Origin of the sequence: Amycolatopsis sp. DSM 110486, assembly GCF_019468465.1 — a bacterium.
Taxonomy (GTDB): Bacteria; Actinomycetota; Actinomycetes; order Mycobacteriales; family Pseudonocardiaceae; genus Amycolatopsis.
Genome location: NZ_CP080519.1, coordinates 4024786 through 4048576, shown reverse-complemented (window position 1 = coordinate 4048576; position 23791 = coordinate 4024786). Strand labels below are relative to the sequence as shown.

General features: G+C 68.6%; 25 protein-coding genes and 2 tRNA genes. 13 read left to right on the top strand and 14 right to left on the bottom strand.

Annotated features, from left to right (window positions below):
* Position 1: 1 nt before the first annotated feature.
* From pqqE to pqqB, 4 genes are read right to left on the bottom strand one after another with little or no spacing between them, the layout of a single operon-like run.
* Complete coding sequence (gene pqqE, locus K1T34_RS19635) at positions 2–1126, bottom strand: pyrroloquinoline quinone biosynthesis protein PqqE (RefSeq protein WP_220245690.1); 1125 nt, start codon at positions 1124–1126, stop codon at positions 2–4.
* A complete protein-coding gene (gene pqqD / locus K1T34_RS19630) occupies positions 1123–1398 on the bottom strand; it encodes a pyrroloquinoline quinone biosynthesis peptide chaperone PqqD (protein ID WP_220245689.1) in 276 nt (91 codons plus the stop codon). The genes pqqE and pqqD overlap by 4 nt, the downstream gene beginning before the upstream one ends.
* Positions 1398–2093 carry a pyrroloquinoline-quinone synthase PqqC gene (pqqC, locus tag K1T34_RS19625; protein ID WP_220245688.1) on the bottom strand — a complete coding sequence of 232 codons (696 nt, stop codon included), beginning with the start codon at positions 2091–2093 and terminating at the stop codon, positions 1398–1400. The genes pqqD and pqqC overlap by 1 nt, the downstream gene beginning before the upstream one ends.
* Complete coding sequence (gene pqqB, locus K1T34_RS19620; RefSeq protein ID WP_255638591.1) at positions 2090–3073, bottom strand: pyrroloquinoline quinone biosynthesis protein PqqB; 984 nt, start codon at positions 3071–3073, stop codon at positions 2090–2092. The genes pqqC and pqqB overlap by 4 nt, the downstream gene beginning before the upstream one ends.
* 531 nt (positions 3074–3604) lie before the next feature.
* On the opposite strand from pqqB, the gene hxlA reads away from it, so the two are divergent.
* The 3 genes from hxlA to K1T34_RS19605 all read left to right on the top strand — a co-directional run bounded on the left by hxlA (position 3605) and on the right by K1T34_RS19605 (position 5675).
* Complete coding sequence (gene hxlA / locus K1T34_RS19615) at positions 3605–4234, top strand: 3-hexulose-6-phosphate synthase (RefSeq protein WP_220245687.1); 630 nt, start codon at positions 3605–3607, stop codon at positions 4232–4234.
* 40 nt (positions 4235–4274) lie between these two features.
* Positions 4275–4568: a hypothetical protein gene (locus K1T34_RS19610; RefSeq protein WP_220245686.1), complete on the top strand. Its 294-nt coding sequence runs from the start codon at positions 4275–4277 to the stop codon at positions 4566–4568.
* A 486-nt stretch (positions 4569–5054) separates the two neighbouring features.
* Positions 5055–5675 carry a GPR1/FUN34/YaaH family transporter gene (locus K1T34_RS19605; protein WP_220245685.1) on the top strand — a complete coding sequence of 207 codons (621 nt, stop codon included), beginning with the start codon at positions 5055–5057 and terminating at the stop codon, positions 5673–5675.
* 212 nt (positions 5676–5887) lie between these two features.
* On the opposite strand, the gene K1T34_RS19600 is transcribed toward K1T34_RS19605, so the two are convergent.
* The 5 genes from K1T34_RS19600 to K1T34_RS19580 form a co-directional block, all read right to left on the bottom strand.
* A tRNA-Arg gene (locus K1T34_RS19600) sits at positions 5888–5961 on the bottom strand.
* A 42-nt stretch (positions 5962–6003) separates the two neighbouring features.
* A tRNA-Ser gene (locus K1T34_RS19595) sits at positions 6004–6093 on the bottom strand.
* Positions 6094–6169: 76 nt separating this feature from the next.
* Complete coding sequence (locus tag K1T34_RS19590) at positions 6170–7879, bottom strand: phosphatidylglycerol lysyltransferase domain-containing protein (RefSeq protein ID WP_220245684.1); 1710 nt, start codon at positions 7877–7879, stop codon at positions 6170–6172.
* 42 nt (positions 7880–7921) lie between these two features.
* Complete coding sequence (locus K1T34_RS19585; RefSeq protein ID WP_220245683.1) at positions 7922–9913, bottom strand: acetoacetate--CoA ligase; 1992 nt, start codon at positions 9911–9913, stop codon at positions 7922–7924.
* A gap of 62 nt (positions 9914–9975) precedes the next feature.
* Complete coding sequence (locus K1T34_RS19580; RefSeq protein ID WP_220245682.1) at positions 9976–10608, bottom strand: dienelactone hydrolase family protein; 633 nt, start codon at positions 10606–10608, stop codon at positions 9976–9978.
* A gap of 104 nt (positions 10609–10712) precedes the next feature.
* On the opposite strand from K1T34_RS19580, the gene hisC reads away from it, so the two are divergent.
* A complete protein-coding gene (gene hisC, locus K1T34_RS19575) occupies positions 10713–11768 on the top strand; it encodes a histidinol-phosphate transaminase (protein WP_220245681.1) in 1056 nt (351 codons plus the stop codon).
* 21 nt (positions 11769–11789) lie between these two features.
* On the top strand, positions 11790–12332 hold the full coding sequence (locus K1T34_RS19570; RefSeq protein WP_220245680.1) for a DUF5753 domain-containing protein: 543 nt from the start codon (positions 11790–11792) through the stop codon (positions 12330–12332).
* Here the strand turns inward: K1T34_RS19570 and K1T34_RS19565 are convergent.
* Positions 12318–13079: a sulfite exporter TauE/SafE family protein gene (locus K1T34_RS19565; RefSeq protein WP_220245679.1), complete on the bottom strand. Its 762-nt coding sequence runs from the start codon at positions 13077–13079 to the stop codon at positions 12318–12320. The genes K1T34_RS19570 and K1T34_RS19565 overlap by 15 nt on opposite strands.
* 466 nt (positions 13080–13545) lie before the next feature.
* Between K1T34_RS19565 and K1T34_RS19560 the strand changes: the two genes are divergently transcribed.
* The 5 genes from K1T34_RS19560 to K1T34_RS19540 all read left to right on the top strand — a co-directional run bounded on the left by K1T34_RS19560 (position 13546) and on the right by K1T34_RS19540 (position 17245).
* A complete protein-coding gene (locus tag K1T34_RS19560; RefSeq protein ID WP_255638590.1) occupies positions 13546–13854 on the top strand; it encodes a DUF3558 family protein in 309 nt (102 codons plus the stop codon).
* Between the two features lie 145 nt (positions 13855–13999).
* The gene (locus K1T34_RS19555) at positions 14000–14476 is read left to right on the top strand and encodes a hypothetical protein (protein ID WP_220245678.1); all 477 of its coding nucleotides are present in this window, start codon (positions 14000–14002) and stop codon (positions 14474–14476) included.
* Positions 14473–15099, top strand: coding sequence for a DUF3558 domain-containing protein (locus K1T34_RS19550; RefSeq protein WP_255638589.1), 627 nt, complete (start codon positions 14473–14475; stop codon positions 15097–15099). The genes K1T34_RS19555 and K1T34_RS19550 overlap by 4 nt, the downstream gene beginning before the upstream one ends.
* Positions 15099–16472: a hypothetical protein gene (locus tag K1T34_RS19545; RefSeq protein ID WP_220245677.1), complete on the top strand. Its 1374-nt coding sequence runs from the start codon at positions 15099–15101 to the stop codon at positions 16470–16472. Before K1T34_RS19550 ends, K1T34_RS19545 begins: the two co-directional genes overlap by 1 nt.
* Before the next feature lie 8 nt (positions 16473–16480).
* Positions 16481–17245 carry an ESX secretion-associated protein EspG gene (locus K1T34_RS19540; protein WP_220245676.1) on the top strand — a complete coding sequence of 255 codons (765 nt, stop codon included), beginning with the start codon at positions 16481–16483 and terminating at the stop codon, positions 17243–17245.
* Here K1T34_RS19540 and K1T34_RS19535 read toward each other — a convergent pair.
* On the bottom strand, positions 17242–17886 hold the full coding sequence (locus K1T34_RS19535; protein ID WP_220245675.1) for a TetR family transcriptional regulator: 645 nt from the start codon (positions 17884–17886) through the stop codon (positions 17242–17244). The genes K1T34_RS19540 and K1T34_RS19535 overlap by 4 nt on opposite strands.
* A 99-nt stretch (positions 17887–17985) precedes the next feature.
* On the opposite strand from K1T34_RS19535, the gene K1T34_RS19530 reads away from it, so the two are divergent.
* Positions 17986–18864, top strand: coding sequence for an SDR family NAD(P)-dependent oxidoreductase (locus K1T34_RS19530; RefSeq protein ID WP_220245674.1), 879 nt, complete (start codon positions 17986–17988; stop codon positions 18862–18864).
* Between the two features lie 131 nt (positions 18865–18995).
* On the opposite strand, the gene K1T34_RS19525 is transcribed toward K1T34_RS19530, so the two are convergent.
* On the bottom strand, positions 18996–19337 hold the full coding sequence (locus tag K1T34_RS19525) for a VOC family protein (protein ID WP_220245673.1): 342 nt from the start codon (positions 19335–19337) through the stop codon (positions 18996–18998).
* A 65-nt stretch (positions 19338–19402) separates the two neighbouring features.
* Between K1T34_RS19525 and K1T34_RS19520 the strand changes: the two genes are divergently transcribed.
* Entirely contained in the window at positions 19403–20101 is a 699-nt protein-coding gene (locus tag K1T34_RS19520) for a FadR/GntR family transcriptional regulator (RefSeq protein ID WP_220245672.1), read from the top strand.
* Between the two features lie 499 nt (positions 20102–20600).
* Here K1T34_RS19520 and K1T34_RS19515 read toward each other — a convergent pair whose 3' ends face one another.
* Positions 20601–21089 (bottom strand): FBP domain-containing protein, encoded by a 489-nt coding sequence (locus K1T34_RS19515; RefSeq protein ID WP_220245671.1) that lies wholly within the window; start codon positions 21087–21089, stop codon positions 20601–20603.
* Between the two features lie 88 nt (positions 21090–21177).
* Between K1T34_RS19515 and K1T34_RS19510 the strand changes: the two genes are divergently transcribed.
* A complete protein-coding gene (locus K1T34_RS19510; protein ID WP_255638588.1) occupies positions 21178–22656 on the top strand; it encodes an adenylate/guanylate cyclase domain-containing protein in 1479 nt (492 codons plus the stop codon).
* A 12-nt stretch (positions 22657–22668) separates the two neighbouring features.
* On the opposite strand, the gene K1T34_RS19505 is transcribed toward K1T34_RS19510, so the two are convergent.
* Positions 22669–23628: a beta-ketoacyl-ACP synthase III gene (locus K1T34_RS19505; protein ID WP_255638587.1), complete on the bottom strand. Its 960-nt coding sequence runs from the start codon at positions 23626–23628 to the stop codon at positions 22669–22671.
* Between the last annotated feature and the right edge of the window lie 163 nt (positions 23629–23791).

The window sequence follows — 23791 nt, the reverse complement described above, 5'->3', positions numbered from 1 at the left end:
GTCAGGGCCGGTGCGCCGACACCGTCGGGCGGCGGTAAACCAGCTTTTCGCGGAGCTTTTCACCGTCGGTCGGGACATCCTCCTGGTTGGCGCGAACGAGAGCGTCCTGCACCAAGTGGTGGTCGGGCGAGTGCATGCACACGGGATCGGTGCGCGCCGCGTCACCGGTCAACGCGAACGCCTGGCACCGGCAGCCGCCGAAATCGAGCTCCTTGCGCGGGCAGCTCTGGCACGGGTCGGGCATCCACTCCGTTCCGCGGTAGGCCTGGAACGCCTCGGACTTCTCCCAGATCCACGCGAGATCGTGGTCGCGAACCGAGGAGAAGGTCATCGTCGTGATCTCCGCGGCCACCGGGCACGGGTACACGGTGCCGTCCGGCGCGACGGTCAGTGCGTTCTGCGCCCAGCCGCCCATGCACGGCTTCGGGTAGGGCTCGTAGTAGTCCGGAAGGATCCAGAGGAGTTCCATGCTCTCCCCCAGCTCGGCCTTCCGGCGTTCGTAAACACCGACCGCGTCGTCGAGCTGGGCCTTGGTCGGCATCAGCAGATCACGGTTGCGCAGGGCCCAGCCGTAGTACTGGGAGTTCGCGAGCTCCAGCCGCTCGGCGCCCCACGACACGCAGACGTCGATGATCGCGTCCAGCCGCGGCAGGTTCATCCGGTGCAGGACCACGTTCATGTTCAACGGCAGGCCGGCGTCGCGGATGATGCGTGCGGCGGCCTCCTTCTTGTCGAACCGCTTGCTCGCCGCGACCAGGTTCGTCGACTCGGCGGCGTCGCCCTGGATGCTCAGCTGCGCGCTGTTGAGGCCGGCCTCGACAAGTGATTTCGCCCGGCTCTCCGTGAGCCCGAGGCCGCTGGTGATCAGGTTCGTGTACAGCCCGAGGCGACGGCATTCGGCGACCAGCGTCTCCAGATCGCCGCGAACGAGGGGTTCACCGCCCGAGAAGTGCACCTGCACGACCCCGAGCCCAACCGCCTCGTTGATCACCCGCAACCAGTCTTCGGTGGTGAGCTCGTCCTGCCGATCCAGCAGCTCCAACGGGTTCGAGCAGTAGACGCAGTGCAACGGGCACTGGTGCGTGACTTCGGCCAGCAGGCCGTACGGCTGCGGCGTGCCGTTCATGAGACCACCACCCAACCCCGTCCGCGGGCATCCTGGAGGAACGTCATCACGTCGTTCGCGAGATCGGCGGCCGCGAAGTCCTGCTCGAGCTGGTCGACCAGCTGCCGCACGGTCCGGCTGCCGTCGCACAGCCCCAAGATCGCCGCCCCGGACTTGTTCAGGAGCACGACCCGCTCCGGCAACAGGAGCAGCTCCACGTCACGGACGTTGTCGTGCTTGAGCATCGCCTTGGTCGCCAGCTTCGGGATGGCCGTCAAGTCGGATTCGTCCATCACGAACTCTTGCTGTACGCGAGTTCCACGGCATCCAGCAGGCTCCACAGGACGTCACACTTGAACTCCAGGGCTCGTGCGCACGCGTCCTGCTGTTCCTTCGACTTCGCGTGGTTGAGCACCAGTTCGAGCAGGTGTGCGATGTCCTTGGGCTGCTGGGTGAGCCGCGCCCGGAAGTACTCAAGGCCTTCCGAAGCGATCCACGGGTAATGGTGCTGCACGTCGGTGATCCGCCGGCTGAGCAGATCCGGCGCGAACAGTTCGGTCAGCGCCGACGCCACGGCCTCCAGCCACGGCTTCTGACGGCAGAAGTCCACATAGGCGTCGACGGCGAACCGCACTCCGGGAAGCACCGTGTCGGTGTCGAACAACGCTTCGCGGCTCAGGCCGACAGCCGCGCCGAGGCGAATCCACTTCTCGAGACCGCCCTCTGCGCCCGTTCGCCCGTCATGGTCGATGATGCGCTGGATCCACTGGCGCCGATCCTCCCGGCCGGGGAGCTTGGTCAGGATGAACGCGTCCTTCTTGGGCAGGTTCATCTGGTAGTAGAAGCGATTCCGCACCCAACCCCGGAACTCCTCCTCGGTCAGCGTGCCCGAGTGCATCCGCTCGTTGAACGGGTGCAGATGGTGGTACCGCTTTTCTCCGATGGACCGCAGGTGCGCCTCGAACTCCTCGGCAGACCACGGGTTCATACTTCCACCTCCAAGCCGGCTCGGCCGATCTCGATGCCCAAGTCCGTCACCCAACGCCGTTCCGGGGACTCTTCGTCGAGAATCGGGTTCGTGTTGTTGATGTGCGTGTAGATCTTTCGCTTCGCGGGCAGTGCGGCCAGCGCGCGGGCCGAACCGTCGTCACCGCTGACGGGCATGTGGCCCATGGAGCGCCCGGTCCGGCTTCCCGCACCCTGGCCGGCCATTTCGTCGTCCGTCCAGAACGTGCCGTCCACGAAGACGCAGTCGGCCGACGCCACCTGCTCGGAGAACTTGTCGTCCCACTTCGGCAGTGTCGGCGCGTACACCGCGATCCCGCCGGTCACCTTGTCTTCCAGGCGGTAGCCCACCTCCCACTCCGACGACGGGCCGCGAAGCCGGGACTCCCCGATGTAGCGCGGCGCCTTGGAACCGGTCAGGAACGGGGTCACGCGCACTCGATCGTCCAGGTCCAGCGGCTTGCCGACCTCGACCTGGGACCAGGTGAAGTCCGCGTAGTCGCTGAGCAGTTCGCGGATCGGGAACCACAAGGTCAGTGCCTCCAGCACGGGGTATGTCCCGTACACCGTCAGCGAAGACCCTTCGCGCAGCATCAGCAGACCGATCGTGTGGTCGAACTCCGCGTCGGTCAGCAACACACCGGCAACCGGCGTCTTCCTGACCTCCGGGCCGGGGTGCAACGAGGGATCCGCCGCGATCTGGTGGTGGACGTCCGGGGTCGCGTTCAGAAGGACCCACTGTTCGCCGTCTCCGGAAACCGCGATCCCGGCGTGTGTCGTCGCGCCTTCAGGCTTGGCCCGGGCCTTGCGGCAGCCGGCACAAGCGCAATTCCACTGCGGATAACCGCCACCAGCCGCGGCTCCGAGGCAATGTATGAACACAGTACGAAAACAATCCGTCAATACCGGCGCGGGCCGGCGTCGGAGCACGCGTCGAGCAGCGCGAAATAAGGCGTTTGCCACCTCATGGCGTCCTCCCTCACATTCGACCCCGACAACGGCCGGATAAACTCAGGCACCGTTGCCCGTCAAGGGTTCGACCAGGGCGGCTTTCTGGTAACGTCGCCCTGAACTCGGCTTGTCTTTTCCCAGCTTCTTCGCCCTCGCCTGGCCTGGCAACCAATCGCGAACGACCGGCACCGAATCATGGACGAACGGCCGCCGCGCCACCACGAGCGGACTGCCGCGTCCACGGCGGTGCGGCCAGTGCCGAGCAACCCGCCAAAAACAGCCTGTGACCTGCTGTTGTTCGATGATCGGGCAGGCGATCGCACAGCACGAAGCCGAGGCCCGAGGTCGATGACGGCCGCCTCGGGCCACGGCCGGCGACGCGGCTCGACCGGTCGATGGGTGGGTATTTGTTGTGCGCATTGGGGGATTGTGTTTTTGCATGTGGTGGAGTGTTGCCGGTTTTCGGGCGGGTGAGGATTGTTGTGGGGGCTATCGGTTGGTTGGTCGGCGGGTTCGCCGTCGGTGGGTTGTGAGGAGATCGTTGTGCGGTTGCAGGTGGCGTTGGATGTGTTGGATCTGCCGGCGGCGTTGACGTTGGCGAATCAGGTGGCTGAGCATGTGGACATTTTGGAGTTGGGGACGCCGTTGGTGAAGTCGGCGGGGATCGCGGCGGTGAGTGCGATCAAGGCGGCTCATCCGGACAAGCTGGTGTTCGTGGATTTGAAGACCGCGGATGCGGGTGAGCTGGAAGCGGCGCTGGCGTTCGAGGCGGGCGCGGACCTGGTGACGGTGATGGGTGCGGCTGATGACGACACTGTGCGCGGTGCGGTGGCGGCGGGTCGTAAGTACGGCAAGCAGGTCGTGGCGGACATGATCACGGTGGTGGAGGGCCGGGTCGCGCGGATCCGGGAGGTCTCAAAGCTGGGTGTGTCCTTTGTGGAGATCCACGCCGGTCTGGACGAGCAGGCCCGCCCCGGTTACACGATCGACACCCTGCTGGAAGACGGCCGCCTCGCCGGTGTCCCGTTCTCCATCGCCGGCGGCATCAAGATCGAGACCATCGGCGCTGTGCGGGACGCCGGTGCCACGGTCGCTGTTGCGGGGGGTGCGATCTACAACGCTGCCGACCCGGGTGCCGCAGCGAAGGAACTCAAAAAGCGCGCCACCGCCTGACCGGCCGCGTCGGGAGACTTGACGAGAGAAGGGAGTCCGCGTGAAAGGCAAACAGTCAGGTGCTCGATCCGATCGGGCACCAGCCGCGCACAATACGTACTGCGCCTTGCTGATGCAGGCCGCGGGGGTGCTGCGGCTGCGCTACGTGCAGTGCAGCCAGGACACCAGCCTGTCCCCGACCGCGGCGACCGAGCTGGCCGCCGTCTTCGAGGGAATCGCCAAGGGGCATCCCGACTTCGACCAGATCGATCCCAAAGAGGCGATCGCCTTGGCGCACCGCCTGATCGACGACGACCACCCCGAGCTGTCAGGAATGTGGCCCAGAACCCAGTGAAGCGGTTCTCCCCCATCGGGAGATCACCCGGCGCGGCCCGCTCAGTCGCAGGCGGTCGTCACGGCGCAGTTCGATCCGCCGGGTCCGCCGCTTCGCCCTGGCGCCGGTGACCCGGCTCGGTGTGGAAAGCGGGTTGTGCCACCGCGTCTCCGCGTCCGGCCGATCACCGACGAGTCCGCCGCTTCGGCCCGGAGCCACTGACCCGGCTCGGACGGAAAGCGGGTGGCGCCACCGCGTCTCTCACTCCGGCTGGTCCGCCGCTTCAGCTCGGAGCCGGTGACCAGCTAGGCGGAGAAAGCGGGTGGTCCCACCGCGTCTCTCCATCGGCCCGATCGCCGACAGGTCCGCCGCTTCAGCCCGGAGCCGGTGACCAGCTCGGCTCGGAAAGCGGGCGGTGCCACCGCGTAACCCCGTCCGGCCGATCTCGGACCACCGCCCAGCCTGACCGCACTCGAGGATCATTCGCAGCTCAACGAGGAGTACACGATGTCCACTGATGTTGCCACCGAAGTCGAAGCCCCTGCCCAAACCGCACCCGTGGGCGACCCCGGCATGATCGGGCTGCCCACCTTCATCGTCGGCACGATCGCGCTCGGCCTGGTTCTGACCGGGTACGTCCCGGCCAGTGCCGTCGGCGCCTCGATCGCCATCATCCTGCCCGCGACGGGCCTTGGCCAGTTCGTCGCCGCGGTGTGGGCGCTGTCGCTGGGCCAGAACGCCGTCGCCTCGGTGTTCGGCATCTTCGCCGGGTTCTGGTGGAGCTACTCGGCGCTGGTGCTCGGCCTGACCCACAACTGGTTCGGCATCACCTCGGACGCGGCCATCGCCACGCAGGGCATCTTCCTGATCGCCTGGCTGATCACGATCGTCCTGCTGACCCTCGGCACGCTGCGGCTGCCTGCCATGTTCACCGTGCTGTTCGTGCTGATCGACCTCGCCGTGGCCCTCGTGCTCTACGGCACGGTGGGCGACGCCCCGGGCGCCTCCACCGCCGGCGGTTACGTCTGCTTCGTCTTCGCCGCGGTCGGCGTCTACCTGTACCTCGGCGCGATGTCCGCCGCGACGGGCGGCAAGGGACTGCCGCTGGGCCGCCCGGTGCTGACCTGAGTGACCCCGGGCGGGCGTGACTCTTCGCCGCCCACCCGCGGTGGTCGACGGACCACCCCGAGCAGACCCCGCCTGGACACGGCCCCGGGCGGGGTCTGCTCCGTGCGCGGGGTCCCCCTGAGCGAACCGGCCCTGGCTACTGAACAAAGCCCGGACAGCAAGAAGCCCGCCGTCTCCGGCGGGCTTCTTGGTACTGCTGTCTCAACCAGACGTGCGCCCGAAGGGATTCGAACCCCTGACCTTCTGATCCGTAGTCAGATGCTCTATCCAGCTGAGCTACGGGCGCTTGTTCAGTTGTTAATCTAGCACCTGCCGAAACAGGCACCAGCGGAGGCTCCGGGATTTGAACCCGGGAGGGGGGGTTACCCCCAACCGCATTAGCAGTGCGGCGCCATAGACCAGACTAGGCGAAGCCTCCTGGGCCTTGTCGACCACTGCCCAGATAGCTTACACACCCCCCATTACCCCGCGAAGGCACCCCCCGAAAGTGAAGATCAGCGTTGCAGCAGGCGCCGCAACCAGGGGGAACGGCCGCCGAGGCCCTCGGCTTCGAAGGTGGCCACGCCGACGCGCGGGAGTTCGCGCACGCCGGGGTACACGAGGTACCGCGGGACCCACCGCGGCTGGAACTTGGCGTTGAAGCGGTACAGGCTCTCGATCTGGATCCAGCGAGAGAAGAAGTGCAGGACCTTTGCCGAGATACGCGCCACAGGACCCGCGCCGATGCGTTGCCCCTGTTCCATCAATGACCGGAACGCGGCGAAGTTCAGAGAGACGTGGTCGATGTCGTGCTCGTGCGAATAGACCAGCAACTCCGAGATCATCAGCTCGTTCACGCCGTTGTCGGCCGAACGGTCCCGCCGCATCACGTCGAGCGACAGGCCCCGCGCACCCCACGGCACGAACTGCAGAACGCCGCGTACGCGTCCGCCCTGTTCGGCCGTCACGATCACCGCGCCGGGGTCGCCCATGCGACCCAGGGCCATCGAGAAGCCGCGTTCCGTCTCGGTGCCCCGCCACGCAGCGGCCAACAGCACCAGCTCGTCCAGCTCCCCCGGCCGCAGGTCCTCCGCCCGCCGCACCAGCACCTTGTACCCCGCCCGGCGCGTCCGCGAAGCCGCCTGGCGGACACCGCGCATGATACGGCCCTCCAGCGTGAAGCCGGCCGTGTCGACGATGGCCTCGTCGCCGATCTCCAGCACCTCCAGCCCGAAGCGCGCCCACACCGTCGCCCCGAGCTCCGACGCGCCCATCGCCGCCGGCACCCACGCGTTGCGCTTGCAGATCTCCAGGTACTCCTCGATCGCGCCGGGCCACGCCTCGTGGTCGCCCAGCGGATCGGCCGACGTCAGCGCAACGCCGGCGATCACGCGGTACGTCACAGCCGCCTTGCCCGTCTTCGAGAACACCGCGAACTTGTCACGCCGCAGCGCGAAGTAGCCCAGCGAGTCGCGGTCGCCGTGCTCGGCCAGCAGGGCCTGCAGGCGCGCCAGCTCGTCGTCCGACAGCTCCGGCGCGGGCTCCGCCGAACGCAGCAGGAAGTACGCGGACACGAGCACCGCCGCGATGCTGAACAGCAGCCCGATCGCCGCCGACAGGTCCTCCAGCCACGCGCCGTGGAACACGGCGGGACCGCTCACGCCCACCAGCGCCAGCCCGGACTGTGAAAGCCGGCCGGGGAAGCTCAGCGGCTCGAGCATCCGCCCGGACGCCACCGAAAGCAGCACCACGTTGATCACGAACCCCGCCAGCACCAGCTGCAGGAACACCCGCACCGCGCGCCAGCGGCCCGTGGTCGGGTCCGGCTCCGCGACGAAGTAGCGGCGGTTCACGATCAGCCCGACCAGCAGCACCACCGACACCACGCCCGCGCCGAACACGTGCCGCAGCCCCAAGTGTGACAAGGTCAACAACACCGCGAAGCCGACCGCGAGCTGCCACGCCCGGCGCTTGCGCCGCCGCAGTCCCGCCGCGAGCATGATCAGCAACACGCCCGTGACCACGGCCACGGTCGCCGCCGCGACGGTCGCCCCCGGCGGCAGCTCCAGCCACTCGGCCAGGTGACCACGCAGGTTACGGCCGGAGGGAACCACCACGGAAAGTAGTGTCAGCAGGCCGGCGAGCCTGGTCACCCAGGTGATCGCCTTGACGGTCGTCACGCCCGCCACCTGCCAGCTGTGCTGCGCGCGTGTCCCCGTCACCACGCGTGCAACACGTACGGCCCAGCCATGCTTCCCCCTGCTTCGTCACCGCCCGGCGAGCTCCCCCGCGAGCTCCGTGAACGGGGCCAACGCGGCCGGGTTGGCCAGCGCGTCCCTGCTCACAGCCCTCTCCGGCGCGACTCCGGAGAGTATCTTCTTCACCGGCACCTCACACTTCTTACCGTTCAAGGTACGGGGGATTTCGCCGACCACCACGAACCGGTCGGGAACGTGGCGCGGTGACAGAGCGCTACGAAGCTCCTTCCGCAGCTTCGGCTCCACGTCGGCAAGATCCACACCCGGCGCCAGCACGAGGAAACACAGCAGCTGCCCGTCGTCGTTGCCGACCGCGGAAGTGTCCACGACCAGGGAGTCGGCGACCTCGTCGAAACCCTCCACCACGCGGTAGAACTCCGCCGTGCCCATGCGCACGCCGCCGCGGTTGAGCGTGGAGTCGCTGCGGCCGTAGATCACCGCGGAGCCGCGCGGGGTCACGCGGATCCAGTCGCCGTGGCGCCAGACGCCGGGATACATGTCGAAGTACGCCTCGTGCAGCCGCGTGCCGTCGGGGTCGTTCCAGAAGAACACCGGCATCGACGGCATGGGCTCCGTGATCACCAGCTCGCCGACCTGGTCGACCAGCGGGTAACCGGCCTCGTCGTACGACGCGACGGCCGCGCCCAGCGCCCGGCACGATAGCTCGCCCAGCCACACCGGCACGTCCGGCGACGCCGCCACGAACGCCGCGCACAGGTCCGTGCCGCCGGAGACAGAGCAGATCTGCACCGACTTCCCGATCTTGTCGGCGATCCACCGGAAGCCCTCGACCGACAGCGGCGCACCCGTGGAACCCAAGGCGCGCAACGCACTCAGGTCGTAACGCGCCGACGGTTCCAGCCCCGCCTTGAGGCAGCTCTGGATGAACGGCGCCGACGTGCCGAAGTACGTGATGCGGTGCTGCTCGGCCAGGCGCCACAGCACGTTGAGGTCCGGGTGGCCGGGGCTGCCGTCGTAGAGGACGATCGTGGACCCCACGAGCAGGCCCGAGATGAGGAAGTTCCACATCATCCAGCCGGTGGTGGTGAACCAGAAGAACCGCTCGCCCGGCCCGAGATCCGCTTGCAGGGAAAGGGCTTTGAGGTGCTCGACGACGATCCCGCCGTGCCCCTGCACGATCCCCTTCGGCAAACCCGTGGTGCCGGACGAGTACAACACCCACAGCGGATGCCCGAACTCCACCGGCGCGTACGCCAGCTCGGTGCCGGCGTGCTCGGCGAGCAGCGCGTTCCAGTCGAGGGCGCCGTCAACGGTCCCGCCACCCACGTATTTCACGAGAACGGTCGCGCTCAGCGACGGGATGTCGGCACTCAACCGCTCGACCGTGGGAGTGACGTCGAACTCGCGGCCGTTGTAGGCGTAGCCGTTCACCGCGATGAGCACCTTCGGCTCGATCTGCGTGAAACGGTCGGAAATCGCGCGCACGCCGAAGTCCGGTGAGCACGACGACCAGATCGCGCCCAGCGACGCCGCCGCCAGGAACGCGACGAGCGTCTGCGGGCAGTTCGGTGCCAGCGCCACCACCCGGTCGCCCTTCGCCACGCCCAACGCCTTCAGCGCTCCGCGCGCCGCGGCGACCTGCGCGCGAAGGTCGCCGTACGTGAGCTGCTCGGCGAAGCCGTCTTCGCGGTGGAAGATCACGGCGAGCTCGTCGTCGCTCTTCGCCGCGCCCGCGACACCCGGGCTGAGCGCGTGTTCCGCGTAGTTCAGCGTGCCGCCGTCGAACCACTTCGCGTTCGGCATCGCGCCCGAGAGGACCTCTCGCGGCTTCTCGTGCCAGCGCACGCCGGAGAACTCGGCGACGGCCGCCCAGAATTCAGGCACGTGCTCCACGGAGTAGCGCCAGAGCGAGTCGTAGTCGTCGACCTCCACGCCGCGTTCTTCCCGCAGCCACCTGCGGAACGCTTCGATGCGAGTGTCGGACACGCGGCTCGGGTCGGGTCGCCAGAGCACTTCGGGAACATCGGCAGTCTGGGTCACCCGCCGATGTTAACTGCGGCTAACCACCCCGGCCACCGTCTTGTCTCTGGCCTGTCTTCGGTCTACCGCAGGTGCGCGTCGAACCAGTCCAACGTGCGCTGCCAGGCTTCCTCGGCCGCGCTGGGGTCGGCGTCGAAGCGGTGGTTGGCGCCCGGGTAGCGCACGACGTTCGTGGCCACCCTCGCCGACGCCGCCGCTTCGCGCAGCTGCTCCACCTCGGCGCCGCCGGCTTCGTCACCGGCGTCGCCGTACATGCCGAGCCACGGGCTGGTCAGGTGGCCCGCGATGTCCAGCAGCCGCGGCAGCTCCGTCACGCGCTGGCCGCCCACACTCACCGCCGCGCCGAGCCGGCGGTGCGACGCGACCACGAGCGCCGCCGTGCCACCCAGGTCGAACCCGACGACGCCGCGCAGATCGGCCTCCACACCGTGCTCGACCAGCCATTCGAGTGTGATGTCCGTCGCGTCGAGGAGGTCCTGTTGCGTGAGCTTCTCGCCGCCGTCGATGTGGGGCGTGACGGTGAGCCAGCCTTCGTTCGCCAGGCTCGCGACGAGCAGCACCACACCGTCGGTGACCCCGTCGCCTTCGTGCAGGACAACGAGGCCGCCGCGGATGGCACCGTCGGGCTCCGCGAAGGTGAGGCGCAGCGCGCGACCGTCGGTACGCTGGTAATCCACGGTGCTCGTCGACGTCATCACCTCATGCAATCACCTCCGGGTGAACATTGGGAACCTTTGTGGATCCGACGTCGCGAGATACGGTGGCCAGGCCATCCCGTTTGACCCGAGGAGTACCGACGATGCCGTCCCTCGCACCGCGCCCCGACCTCGATTCGTTGCCGAAGTACGTCCCCGGCCGGACGATCCAAGGCGCGATCAAGCTCGCGAGCAACGAGGTGCCAGGCGGCCCGCTGCCCAGCGTGCGCGCCGCCATCACCGACGCGATGGCCGACGTCAATCGCTACCCCGACAGCGGTTCCCACGCCCTGCGCGAACGCCTCGCTCGTGACTTGGACGTCCCCATCGAGCACCTCGCGGTCGGCTGCGGCTCGGTTTCCTTGTGCCAGCAGCTCATCCAGGCCGTCTGCGGCCCTGGCGACGAGGTGATGTTCGCGTGGCGCTCGTTCGAGGCGTACCCGATCGTCACGCAGGTCGCGCACGCTCAGTCGGTCAAGGTGCCACTGACCTCCGGGCACGGGCTCGACCTCGACGCCATGCTCGCGGCCATCACCGACCGCACGAAGCTCATCTTCGTCTGCAACCCCAACAACCCCACCGGCACCGTGCTGACGCACGACGAGCTGGAGCGCTTCATCGACGCCGTGCCGCCCCACGTGCTGGTGGTGCTGGACGAGGCCTACAAGGAATTCGTCACAGATATTGACGTGCCGGACGGCGTGGAAATCGCGCGTACCCGGGAAAACGTGGCGGTGCTGCGGACTTTCTCGAAGGCCTACGGGCTGGCCGGCCTGCGGGTGGGCTACGCCGTGGCTTGCGCTTCAATCGCGGAGGCGCTTCGCCAGGTGTACGTGGCCTTCTCGGTGAACGCCATCGCCCAGGTCGCCGCCATGGCTTCGCTGGACGCCGCCGACGAGCTCATGGAACGCTGCGCCGAAATCATGTCCGAACGCGACCGCGTGCGTACAGCGTTGGTTTCCATGGGCTACGAGATTCCGGTTACTCAGGCCAATTTCGTGTGGTTCCCACTGGGCGAGCGCACGGTCGCCTTCTCCGAGCACATGCTGGACCGCAAGCTGATCGTGCGCCCGTTCCCGGGCGATGGTGCTCGCGTGACCATCGGGACCCCGGAGGAGAACGACCTGTTCCTGGCGGCCGCCCGGGAGTTTTTGGTGTGATCTTTGGTGTGACAGGGTGGCATGGGTCGGCGGGACGGCATCCGTTCCGCTGATCTTGCCGCGTCGCACTCCCTCTGCGAGTGGGACTGGCTGAACAGACAGAAGCTTCTGCGCCGCGTGAACCCGCCCAGGTTCAGCGCGTCCATCCACGAAGACGTGCTTCGCGCGCCGGTCGCGGAGCCCGAGGTGACGCGTGATCAGCTCTTCCACCTGCTGTTCGTCTCGTCGGAGCCGCACTGTGCTGTGCGAGTGATCCCGGCCGACAGCTGCCCGGCCGGGGTTTTCGGACCGGCGTTTCGTTTGCTGCATTTCCGGAACCACAAGCCGGTTGTGTACGCGGAGAATCAATTCACGTCGCTGTACCTCGAGAGCCCAAACGAGCTCAGTGAGTACCGGCAAGTTCTCGACCGGGTCAAAGAATTCGCCCTCGACACCGACCGATCAAGGACGCTCCTTGCCACAGTGGCAAGTCACCACGAAGACATCAGCGGCCGGCGTCTCACCCCTGCCATCACCCGTGCACAACACTCACGACCGTGGCAGTGGCAGTCACTTCAGGACTAGTTCCACCACAGCCGCAACACCGATCACCACGATCACGGCCCTCAACACCGTCGGCGACAACTTGCGGCCGACCTTCGCCCCGATCTGCCCCCCGATCGTCGACCCGACGGCCAGCAGCCCGATCACCGGCCAGCTCACCGGGGCGACCACGGCGTAGATGAGGCCGGCGATGACGTTGACGACGGCCGCGAGGACGTTCTTGACCCCGTTGAGCCGTTGCAGGGGCTCCGACAGCAGCATCCCCATGACGGCCATCATCATCACGCCCTGCGCGGCGGTGAAATAGCCGCCGTAAATGCCGATGACGAACAGCAACCCGAGAAGCAGCGGCCCGGGTTTGTGCTCGGTGCCGTTGGCGTCACGACGCTTCTGCACCCACTTCGACACCCTCGGCTGCACGATCACCAGCACCACCGCCAGCCCCACGAGCACCGGCACGATCGTCTCGAAGGCGTCCTTGGGCAACGTCAGCAGCAGAATCGTCCCCCCGATCGCGCCGAAGAACGACGCCACCGAGAACCTCAGCACCTGCGGCCAGTACCCCTCCAGCTCGGCCCGGTAGCCGTACGCCCCACTGATCGTGCCGGGCGCGAGCCCCACGGCGTTGGACGTCGTCGCCGTGATCGGCGGGTACCCCAACGCCACGAGCACCGGAAACGTCACCAACGTCCCCGACCCGACCACCGCGTTGATCGTCCCCGCCCACACCCCGGCGACGAAGATGATCACCGCATGCCACCACGTCATAACGCACCCACCCCGGCACCCTAAGCACCCCCGCCCACCCCCGCGACGCGATGTGTCAGGAGCGACAGTGCCGGTTGGCCCCTAGTAGGTGACGCCCTGTCCCCTTTGTCTCGGTAACCTGAAGTAACCGGCCGATCGCGGCCTGAACACTCGGGGAGGCTGGCCGTGCGTGGATTTGCTGGGCTGGTCACGTTGTGCGGGGCCGCGATAGCCGTCTCCGCTTGCTCGAGCAGCCCCCGGCCGCTCCGGCCACCACCTCCCCGGCCACCGAGACGCTGCCCCACCACGGCGCCCCGAAGGTCGAGCACCACCTGCCCGCCTCCGTGGTCTCCGGTGACCCGTGCCAGGAGGCGTTGACTCCGGACCAGGTCAAGCAGGTCTTCGGAAGTGCGGTGCCCAGCAAACGTGACGACCTCCCGTCTCTCGGCCCGCGTGCCGCTGGACGAACAGCGATACGGGCGCCGTCGTGGGCATCAGCTACACCACACAGGTGCACGACGGGCTCAGCGCCGTGTACGCGAACACGAAACCACGAGCCAGCCTGTGGAAGGAGCTGCCGACTATCCAGGGGTTCCCGGCCGTCTCGGACGTGGCTGTCGGGGCGGAGGCCGAGAAGGATTTCTGCGAGGTGAGCGTTGGCATCCGGGACGACCTGACCGTCGATGTCTCGCTCAACCTGGGCAGCACGAAGGTCGGCAAGGCCGCGCCTTGTGACGTGGGGGCCCAAATCGCCGACCTACTCGTGACCAACCTCCGCCGGCGCGCGGCCGGATGACGGCCGTCCACCCGATCGGCGACTGCGCCCTGGCGCCCTTTGCCCGACTTCGGCAAAATGCCCACCCGAGGGTGATCAGTCCATTACGGTAGACCGCAGGGGGCGGTCCACGGCCGGACCGACGTGTTTTCAGAGGGGGAAGGCAGTGGCTGAGACTGCCTCGGAGCCAAGCTGGCTCACCGGGCTCGACTTCGTCATCACCGACGCACCCGCCGGCGGCGGTGCGGCCAGTGGCGGTGCTGTCGGCGACGTACCCAATCCCGGCGGGCCGGGCGCCGGACGGTTCAGCCTCAGCCGCGAGGAGGCCCAGGGCATGCTCACCCGCGCCAGGAGCGTCCGCGACCGACTTCAGGACCTCCAGCACAAGGCGATCGAACTGCTCCAGATCAAGGCCCCGGCTGACGACCCCAGCAGTGTCAGCTACAACTCTCTGCTCGTCGGCGGGCAGGGCACAGGAGCCTTCGCCTCCGGCAATGATCAGGTCACACAGGAGCTGAAATACGCTTCAGATCTGGTACAGGCGCTGGAGAAAGCGCTGGGACTCACAGTGACGGCCGACGAACAAGCCGGAACCGACGTGAAGAACGCGGCGGCCGGACAACAGAACACGGGGTTGGCGTGACGAAGTATCGGGTGGTCATGACCTTGTCCGCTGCCGCTGCGGTGCTGACTGTCGCGGCCGGCTGCTCGACCGCGAGCCCGTCCACACCGGCGAGCACCGCGCCGTCGGCGACCACGGCCGCGCTGCCTCATGACGGTGCCCCGCGCGTCGAGCACCCGCTTCCGGCATCGGTGCTGTCAGGTGACCCGTGTCAAGACGCGCTCACTCCGGACCAGCTCAATCGGATCCTCACCATCACACCGCAGGGCGCGCGGGACGATTCGGCAGGCCTCGGCCCCGCCTGCAATTGGCACAACAGCACCAGCGGGGCAGCCGTTGGCGTCAGCTTCGTGACCCAGACCCATCAAGGGCTCAGCGGTGTTTACGAGAACACCCAGCGGCAGGTCAAGCGCTGGCAGGTACTCCCTCCGGTCCAAGGTTTCCCGGCAGTCGCGTACTCGACGGAAAGCGCCGGCAACACGAGCTCCTTCTGTGAAGTGAGCACCGGCATCCGCGACGATCTCTCCTTCGACACCTCCTTGTACCTCAGCTCTGCCAAGATCGGCACAAAAGATCCCTGCGACGTCGCGGCTCAAGTAGTCGACATGATTGTCACCAACCTGCGCCAGAAAGCCGGTGCGTAATGGGCTTCTTTGACATGCTCGGGGATGGCGCGAAGTGGGTCGGCGACCGCTTCAGCGACGTCGGGCATTGGGCCGACGACGTCTGGCACGGCAACGTCGGCACGCAGTCGGTGCCGACACCTGAGTTGGTGCAAAAGATCAAGAACAGCGCAGGCGCCGCCAGCTGGCACGACGGCGCCGTCAAGGCCGGCGCTCTCGCCGACGACCACCGAACGCTCAGCGGAGACATCCAGGGCCTGAGCACCAATCTCGAATCCGTGTGGACAGGTGGCGGCGCCGACGCCGCGCAGGCCCGGATCAGGATGTTCACCAACGCCACGACGTCCGCCGCGCAGACATACACGAGCAATCAGGAAAATTTGGATGGCCTGGCACACGGCTTCGACTCCATGAGGCAGTCGATGCAGGACATGCCGAACCAGCCGCCGCACAAGGACTTCATCGACGTGGCGACGCCGTGGGACACGGACACCGAGGACAAGATCAGCCAGTACAACCAGCTGGCTGAACAGAACCTCGCGCGGTATCAGAGTTACGCGAGCCAGGCGCAAACCAGCGGCCAAGGCCTCCAGAACGACTACGGGACGCTCGACAATTTCGGCGGAACTGTCACGATCACCCAGCCGACGAAGCCCGTGAAGCACCTGGTCAAGAAAAAGCGGGACGACGGCAAAGACGGTGACGACACCACCTCCACCTCACAGTCCGAGGTCGACACCCGGCACATCACGACGCCTCCGCCGACGACACCCCCGCCGACCACGCCGCCGCCCAATATTCCGCCGCCGACAGTGTTGCCGCCGCCGACAGGGCGGCCGGTGGTGCCGCCGGAGCAGTGGCCGCCGCGGGATGAGGAGCGGCCGGGTAGGCGGCCGGGTGACGATGACGACACGCACACGTCGAGTGATCTGGACGATCCGCGAGTTCCGCCGCCGGGGCAGAGGTTCCCGGTCGGCAGTGGGAATCCGTCGTGGTCGGCGACGGGAGGGGACGGCTTCGGGCCTGGCGGCTTCGGCGTAGGCGCCGGCGCCGGTGCCGGTGCGGGCGGCGCAGGTGGGTCCGGGGCGTTCGGCGGACGCGGCGGGGCGGGGACTGGAACCGGGTCGCGGCTCGGTGGTGGTGCCGGGTCCGGCGCCTTCGGTGAAGCAGGCGCCCTGGGCAGCCGAGGTGGGGTGGCCGGCGCCAAGGGCTCGCCCGGAATGGGCGGCATGGGCGCAGCCGGCAACAAGGGCAAGGGCGAGGAAGACGCCGAGCACCAACGCAAGTACGGCATCGACGACGACTCCGCCTTCTCGCTCCTCGACGACGAAGACGGCAGGCTCCTCGATCCCCACACCGGCCTTCCGCCGACGCCCCCGACCATCGGAGCCTGAGCAGACCGATGACGATCATCGACAGACCGGTGCGGTTGCCCCGGCCGGTGTTCCTGGTTGCCTGGACCGTCGCCGCGCTCGGTGAGCCGCCGATTGTCGTGGGGCCGGACCAGACGTACCGCACCGACGAAGCCGAGGCGACGCTGCGCCGACGTGCGCTGGATGCGTTGTACGACCGGGGGCTGGCCACATCGGCCGGTGAGCTCGCCCGGCCGTGGCGCGCGACGCTGGACGTCCTCGCCGACCCGGCGCGCGAGATGTACTCGTGGAGCAACTTCCGCGACGGCGCGGACGACGGCGCGATCCTCGTGGCCGAGTCGGGCCGTGACGCCGTCCGCCTGATCACCGACCACCGCGTGGTGCAGCTCGACCCGATCCCGGCGCGGGAGGTTGCGGAGCACCTGGTGGACGCGCTGCCCACGCGCCCGCCGGCGCGGCTGGCGCCGATGAGCGTGCCGAAGGCCCATTTCGAGGACGCGGGGCGCGACTACGAGTCCGACAATCCACTGACCGAGATGTCCCATGAAGCCGACGAGCTCCGCCGCCTCATGCGCGCCGGTCGCGATGCCGCGCACCAGCTGTACGTCGCGACGCGCGACGACGCGGGCCGGCGGACGCGCAGCACCCCGATGTCCGTCCTCGACCTCACCGACCGCGGCCGCGTGCTGACGTTCATCGGCAACACCCACGGCGAGGCGCGCATCAACGTCCACCCCGGACACCGTGCGCACCTGATCGAGGCGCTGCACCTGGCGTCGAACGCGCTCGGTTAACGCTCGGCGAGGCCTTCCGCGGTGGCTTTCAGCAGCCGCGTGAGGCGGGGCTCGAAGTCGAGCGCTGTGTGGGACCAGCGGGGTTCCTGGCGGTAGAGCTCGGCGAGGGTGGCCGTCGGGTGGGAGAGCTGCCAGAAGTACGACGTGGTGCCGAGCAGCGCGGCGATGACGTCGTGGACCTGTTGCGCGGTAAGGGTTCCGGCGTTGACGAGGGTGTCGACGATCACGTCGTACGCCTTGAAGGACCTCGTCTTGTACTGGCGCGCCCGCTCGACGGAGACGTCGCCTTCGAGGCTCAGCGACACGTGCGTGAGCAGGTCGCAGAAGAGCGGGAGCGTGACGATCGTCGTGCTCAGCGCCTCGGCGAGCTCGCCCGGAGGCAGGCCGCGGGCGCCGGCGAGGCGGGCGGTGAGGACGTCGCGCCATTCCTCCCAGCCGCGTTCGGCGAGCTCGAGGAACAGCTCCTCGCGGCTGGCGAAGTACCGCCGCACGGCCGACGCGTGCAGCCCCGCCGCCTCCGTGACGGCCGCGAGCGTCACGTGCCGCACCCCGCCCAGCTCGACGGCCAGCCCGCGGGCCGCGGCGAGGAGGTCCTCGGCGCGCTGCAGCTTGGCTTCCTCGGAACGCGCTCGGCGATGCACACCACACTTTAACGCAAGCCGGATGCGTTACCCCGTCTCGGGGTGCTACGGTCCTGGTAACGCAATCAACTTGCGTTAAATCGGACTTCGGAGGTTGTCGTGGTTTTCTTCGTGACCGGCGCTTCGCGCGGCCTGGGCCGCCAGATCGTGGAGCGCGCCTTGGCGGCCGGGCACCAGGTCGTGGCGACCGCCCGTGACCCGCGTTCGCTCGATGACCTGCGGGAACGCTTCGGGTCGCAGGTGCACGTCGAGGCGCTGGACGTCACCGATCCTGCTGCTGCGGAGGCCGCTGTCGCCGGTGGTGTTCGGGCGTTCGGGCGCCTCGACGTCGTCGTGAACAACGCCGGCCAGGGGGATCGAGCGGCCCTTGAGGACACGTCGCTGGACGTCTTCCGGCGCCAGGTGGAGACCAATTTCCTGGGCACGGTCTATGTCACGAAGGCCGCTGTTCCGGCACTTCGCCGGCAGGGCGGCGGGCGGATCATCCAGATTTCCTCGGTGGGCGGCCGGATCGGGAGCCCGGGGATGACGGCGTACCAGTCAGCGAAGTGGGCTGTCGGCGGGTTCAGCGAGGCGCTTGCGGCGGAGGTCGTGCCGCTCGGGATCAAGGTCACCGTGCTCGAGCCGGGCGGCATGCGCACCGACTGGGCCGGCTCGTCGATGGCGACGCCGCCGATCAGCGCGCCCTACGAGCCGACGGTCGGCGCTTCCGCCCGCGCCATGGCGGGGTTCGAGAAGACCGCGACCAGCGACCCGGCTCTCGTCGCCGACCTGGTGCTTCGCGTTGCGGAGCTTCCGGACCCACCACTGCGGCTGCTGGCCGGCAGCGACGCGTACGAATACGGCCGCGAAGTCTGGCGCAACCGCTTGGCTGTGGACGAGAAATGGGCGGAACTGAGCCGTTCGACGGATCACCCGGACGCCGGTGAGAATTGGCATCAGCAACGGGGAAACAGCCTTCCGGCAGTCAGCAACTGAAAGCAGCCACCCAACTCCAACTGCACCCAGACCCGGCCCTGACACCTCGATCCCCGCCCTCCACGCGGGATCGAGGTGTCAACACTCACCCCCGGGGCGCAATGATCCACGCAGCGGGTCGAGCCGCCCATTCACCGTGGTTCAAACACACAAAACTCATTCCCCTCCGGATCCGCCATGACCCACCAATCGATATCCGCACCCTTGTTCCTCACCAGCACCGCCCCCAACGAAACCAACTCCCCCACATCCCCGAACACGTCGAGGTGCATCCGGTTCTTCACCGTCTTCACCTCAGGCACCGGATTGACCCAGATCAACGGCCCCACCCCGGCGGCGTCGACGATCGGCACCGGGTCGTCGGCTGAGCGGGTCTCGCCGCGCCGCACGTAGCCCAGCGCGACGCACCACCAGTCGGCCAGCTTCTGGTGGTCCTGGGCGTCGAGGGCCAAATCCTTGAACTTCGCAGTCACGTCCTCAGAGTGGCACGCACCACCGACATTTTCCGCCGCCCGCCGCGACCTGCCAGGATGGGCGGGTGGCCCACGAATCCGAACAGGTCTGGAGCGCCACCGTCGACCGCCTGCGCGCGATGATCGACAGTGGCGAGCTCCCGCCGGGCTCGAGGCTGCCCGCGGAACGCGCCCTGTGCGAGCAGCTCGGCATCAGCCGCGGATCGCTGCGGCAGGCGCTGCGGGTGCTGGACTCGATCGGCTACGTCCAGATCCGCGCGGGCTCCGGCACCTACGTCCGCGAGCAGACCGAAGCGCCGCTGAGTAGCTGGTTCTCCGAGCACGAGCAGCTGGTGGAGAAGCTGTTCGACCTGCGCGCGACGGTCGAGCCGACGCTGGCGGAGCGACTCGCCGGCAACCACTCGCCGCGGACGATCCAGAAGCTCGAGGACAACGTCGCCGAGATGGAAGCCGCGGCCGCCGAGGGCGACATGCTGCGCGTCATCGCGACGGACGCCGAGTTCCACCGCGTCATGGCGGGCAACGCCGGCAACGACGACGTCGCCGACCTCCTGCGTTCCGTCCTGGCCCTGGTGGGCGAGGAGCGCCGGGCGGCGCTGCGGTTACCGGGCCAGATCCGCAAGGCGGTGGATGAACACCGGGCGATCCTGTCGGCCTTGAAGGCCTCCGACGGACCTGCCGCGCGGGAGATCACGCTGAAGCATTTGTTGGATGCGAAGTCTTATGCCCACGATTACGCGGCGGGCAACGACTCTGCCGTGTAGCCGAGTCGGAGCCGGCTGAAGTACGTCGGGGAAATCCGAGCACGCTGTGCCTGGGCTGTTGCGTGAGCTTCCGCGTGCATCGCCCGGACCCGGCGCGTCGGCACTACTCCGCCGCGGCCTCGGACCTGCACGGGCGGCGCTCGGTGTCAACCGCGACCCCCGACTTGTCCACACCTCCCGCAGTCGATACCGCAGTTGTCCACAGATTCCCCGATGGCCGTTTTTCGGGGCCTGGCAACGGTAAACTGGGATGGGGACGCCCCCCTTGGGAGGGCGGGGGCTGTCTGGCGGGCGCGAAGGTGGGTGCTGGAAACAAAAATCGCGGTCGAACTTCGGTGGAAGCACTCCGCCATGACGTCCTCACGCCACAACCGTTCCCCGTCAACCACTTCGGTATACGGGCCGTAGTCGGTGTCAACGGTCGAGAACCCGCTGGCGCCCAGCTCGGCCAACAGGGCGCTCTTGCCCACCCCCGACCTGCCTGTGACGAGCACCCGCATTAGTGCGGTTCCAGGATCCGGTCCACAAACCTCCGCACATGGTCCTCCATGCGCGCCACGCGTTCGTCCAGGGTCAGGGTCTCCACGGGCTGCGGGACGGCCGGCTTGAGTTCGCCGCGGACGTACGCGCTGCAAGACAGGTTGGCGCAGACGTACGTGCCCAGGGTGTTGCCCTCGCGGCCGGACTTGCCGGCGCGGCGGCCGGAGAAGAGGGTGATGTCGGACGTGGCGTGGGTGGTGGAGCAGAAGGCGCACATGTTGCTGCGCAAGCGCGACGTCGCGGGGGGCGCGGCGCGCAGGGACAGCCCCACAACCCCGCCGTCTCGGGGCACCACGAGGTACGCGCGGCCGGGGGCCTTCGGGTCGCGCCAGCCGAGGAAGTCGCGCGTGGCCCAGGGGACGTCGGCGGGGAGGGTGACGGACTTGGCCTCGCCGCGGGAGCAGTTCACGAAGGAGGCGCGGATCGCGTCGGCGTCGAGGGGTTGCATGGGCAGCACGGTAGCGACGCGGCCGCGAGAGCTGCCACGCCTTTTCTCGCCGAGCCGGACGCGAGCGCCAGCCCGTACGATCGGCGGCGTGCGCAAGCGAACGGCGGGGCGGTTCCGGCTGGTCCTGCGCACCAGTCTGGGCTTCGCCGCGCTCGGCATCGGGTCGAGTGTCGCCGGGTCGGCCGTCGTCGCGTTGCTGCTGTTCCTGCAGGGGCTGCCCGGGGACGTCGGCGACCGCGGGTGGATCCTCGGCCTGACGGCGGGCGGGATCGTGGCCGCGAGCCTGCTCGTGGGCACGCTCTGGACCGCCTACCTGCAGCGACGCACCGTGGTGTGGTTCACGATCGGCCGCCCGCCGACCGAGGACGAGGCCAAGCGCGCCCTGCGGCTGCCCGTGGACATGGCCGTGGTCAGCGGCACGCTGTGGCTCATCGGCACGATCGCGCTCGGCACGCTGGCCGGCGTGCTCGGCTCGTTCGACGACGCGTCCGGCATGGCGCTGACGATCGGCCTCGGCGGGCTGACCACCGTCGGCCTGATGTACCTCGCCGCGGAGTGGGTGGCGCGGCCGGTGATGACGATCGCGCTCGACGTGACGCCGCCCCACGGCTCACTGCCGGTCACCGTGCTGACCAGGCTGATCGTCACGTGGGCGCTGGCCAGCGGCGTGCCGCTCGTCGGCGTGCTGCTGGTCGCGACGCCGCCCGACGTCAGCCGCGCCAACCCGACGGCGAGCCTGATCACGCTGTCCGTGATCGGCCTCACCACGGGCGCCATCGGCACGGCGCTGCTCGCCCGCGCCGTCGCCGCGCCGCTGCACCGCCTGCGCGTGGCGCTGGACCGGATCGCGCGCGGGACCACGGACGTGTCGGTGGACGTCGACGACTCCAGCGAGATCGGCATGCTCCAGACCTCCGTGAACGAGCTCGCCGCCGGCTTGCGCGAGCAGGAGCGGATGCGGGACCTGTTCGGCCGGCACGTCGGCACGGACGTCGCGCGGCACGCCCTGGAATACGGCGCCTCGCTGTCCGGCGACGTGCGCGAGGTGACGGCGCTGTTCGTGGACGTCGTCGACTCCACCGCGCTCGCGTCGCGCACGCCGCCGGAGGAGCTCGTGGCCAAGCTGAACCGCTTCTTCGCCAGCGTGGTCTCGGCCGTCGACGCGCGCGGCGGCCTGGTCAACAAGTTCCAGGGCGACGCGGCCCTGTGCATCTTCGGCGCGCCCACGCGCTTGTCCGACGCCCCGACCATGGCGCTGGCCGCCGCTCGCGCGATCCGCGACGCCGTGGTGGCGGACGGCGAACTCGACCTGGGCATCGGCGTCGCGTGCGGGCAGGTGTTCGCGGGCCAGCTGGGCACGTCGAGCCGGCTGGAGTACACCGTGATCGGCGACGCCGTGAACGAAGCCGCGCGGCTCACCGAGCACGCGAAGTCCGTGCCGTCACGCATCCTGGCCAGCGAAGGCGCCGTGAAAGCCGCGCTCGGCGGCGAGCGCGAGTTCTGGCAGCCGCACGGCCCGCTCCTGCTGCGCGGCCGTCAGCAAGCGACTGAGGCGTGGACGAACTAGGGCCTGGACGATCTAGCCCAGCTCAGGCCAGGTCAGCAACGTCGAACCCCAGGTCAGCCCGGCCCCGAACGCGGTCAGCAGCACCCGGTGGCCGGGCACCAACGTCCCGTCCTCCACGGCGTCCGCCAAAGCGAGCGGGATCGAGGCGGCGCTGGTGTTGCCGACGCGGTCGATGTTGGCCACCACAGCGTCCGCAGGCAGCCCGAGTTGTTTCGCCGTCGCCTGGAGGATGCGGATGTTCGCCTGGTGGCCCACGAACCGGTCGACGTCGCCGACCATCCAGCCGGCCTGCTCCAGCACGGCACGCGACGATTCGGCCATGCGCGCACACGCGTGGCGGAACACCGCCGTGCCCTGCATGACGAGGTGATGGTCGCGCGGGTCCTCGGAGAAGCGGTGCTTCGAGCCGCCCGCCTCGACCCACAGCAGGTCAGCCAGCTCGCCCTCACTGTGGAGGTCGAACGGGCCGATCGCGCCCGGCTCGTTCGAGTCGCCGGCGCGCAGGACGACCGCGCCCGCGCCGTCGCCGAAGATGGGCACGGTGGTGCGGTCCGTCGGGTCGACCAGCGAGGTGAAGACGTCGGCGCCGATCACCAGCACGCGCTTGGCGATGCCGCCGGCGATGAAGCCCTGCGCGGTGGCCAGGGCGTAGACGAAGCCGCTGCACACGGCGTTCACGTCGAACGCGGCGGCTGTGCCGAGCCCGAGCCGCGCGGCCACCTGGGGCGCGCTGGCGGGGCAGAGCTGGTCGGCGGTGGAGGTGGCGAGCACCACGGCGTCGACGGAGCTGTCGCCGAGCGCTTCGCGGCCCGCGGCAACGGCGAGATCCACTGTGGACTCGCCGGGCGCGGCCATGCGGCGCTCGCGGATGCCGGTGCGCGTGCGGATCCACTCGTCGGAGGTGTCGAGGGTCTGCGCGATCTCGTCGTTGGTCACGACCCGTTCGGGCAGCGCGCGGCCGAGAGCGGTCACGACAGCGGTACGACCAGGTGGGAACCCGACAGGACTCACAGTTACTACCTCCCCGGCCGGTGGACGGCGGTTCCACCGGCTCGCTCCACTTCTATGGGCTACCCCTGGGTAGACCGGTCAGTTGTGGTGCACGTCACTAATCCTCCTCTTTCACGTTCGCTCG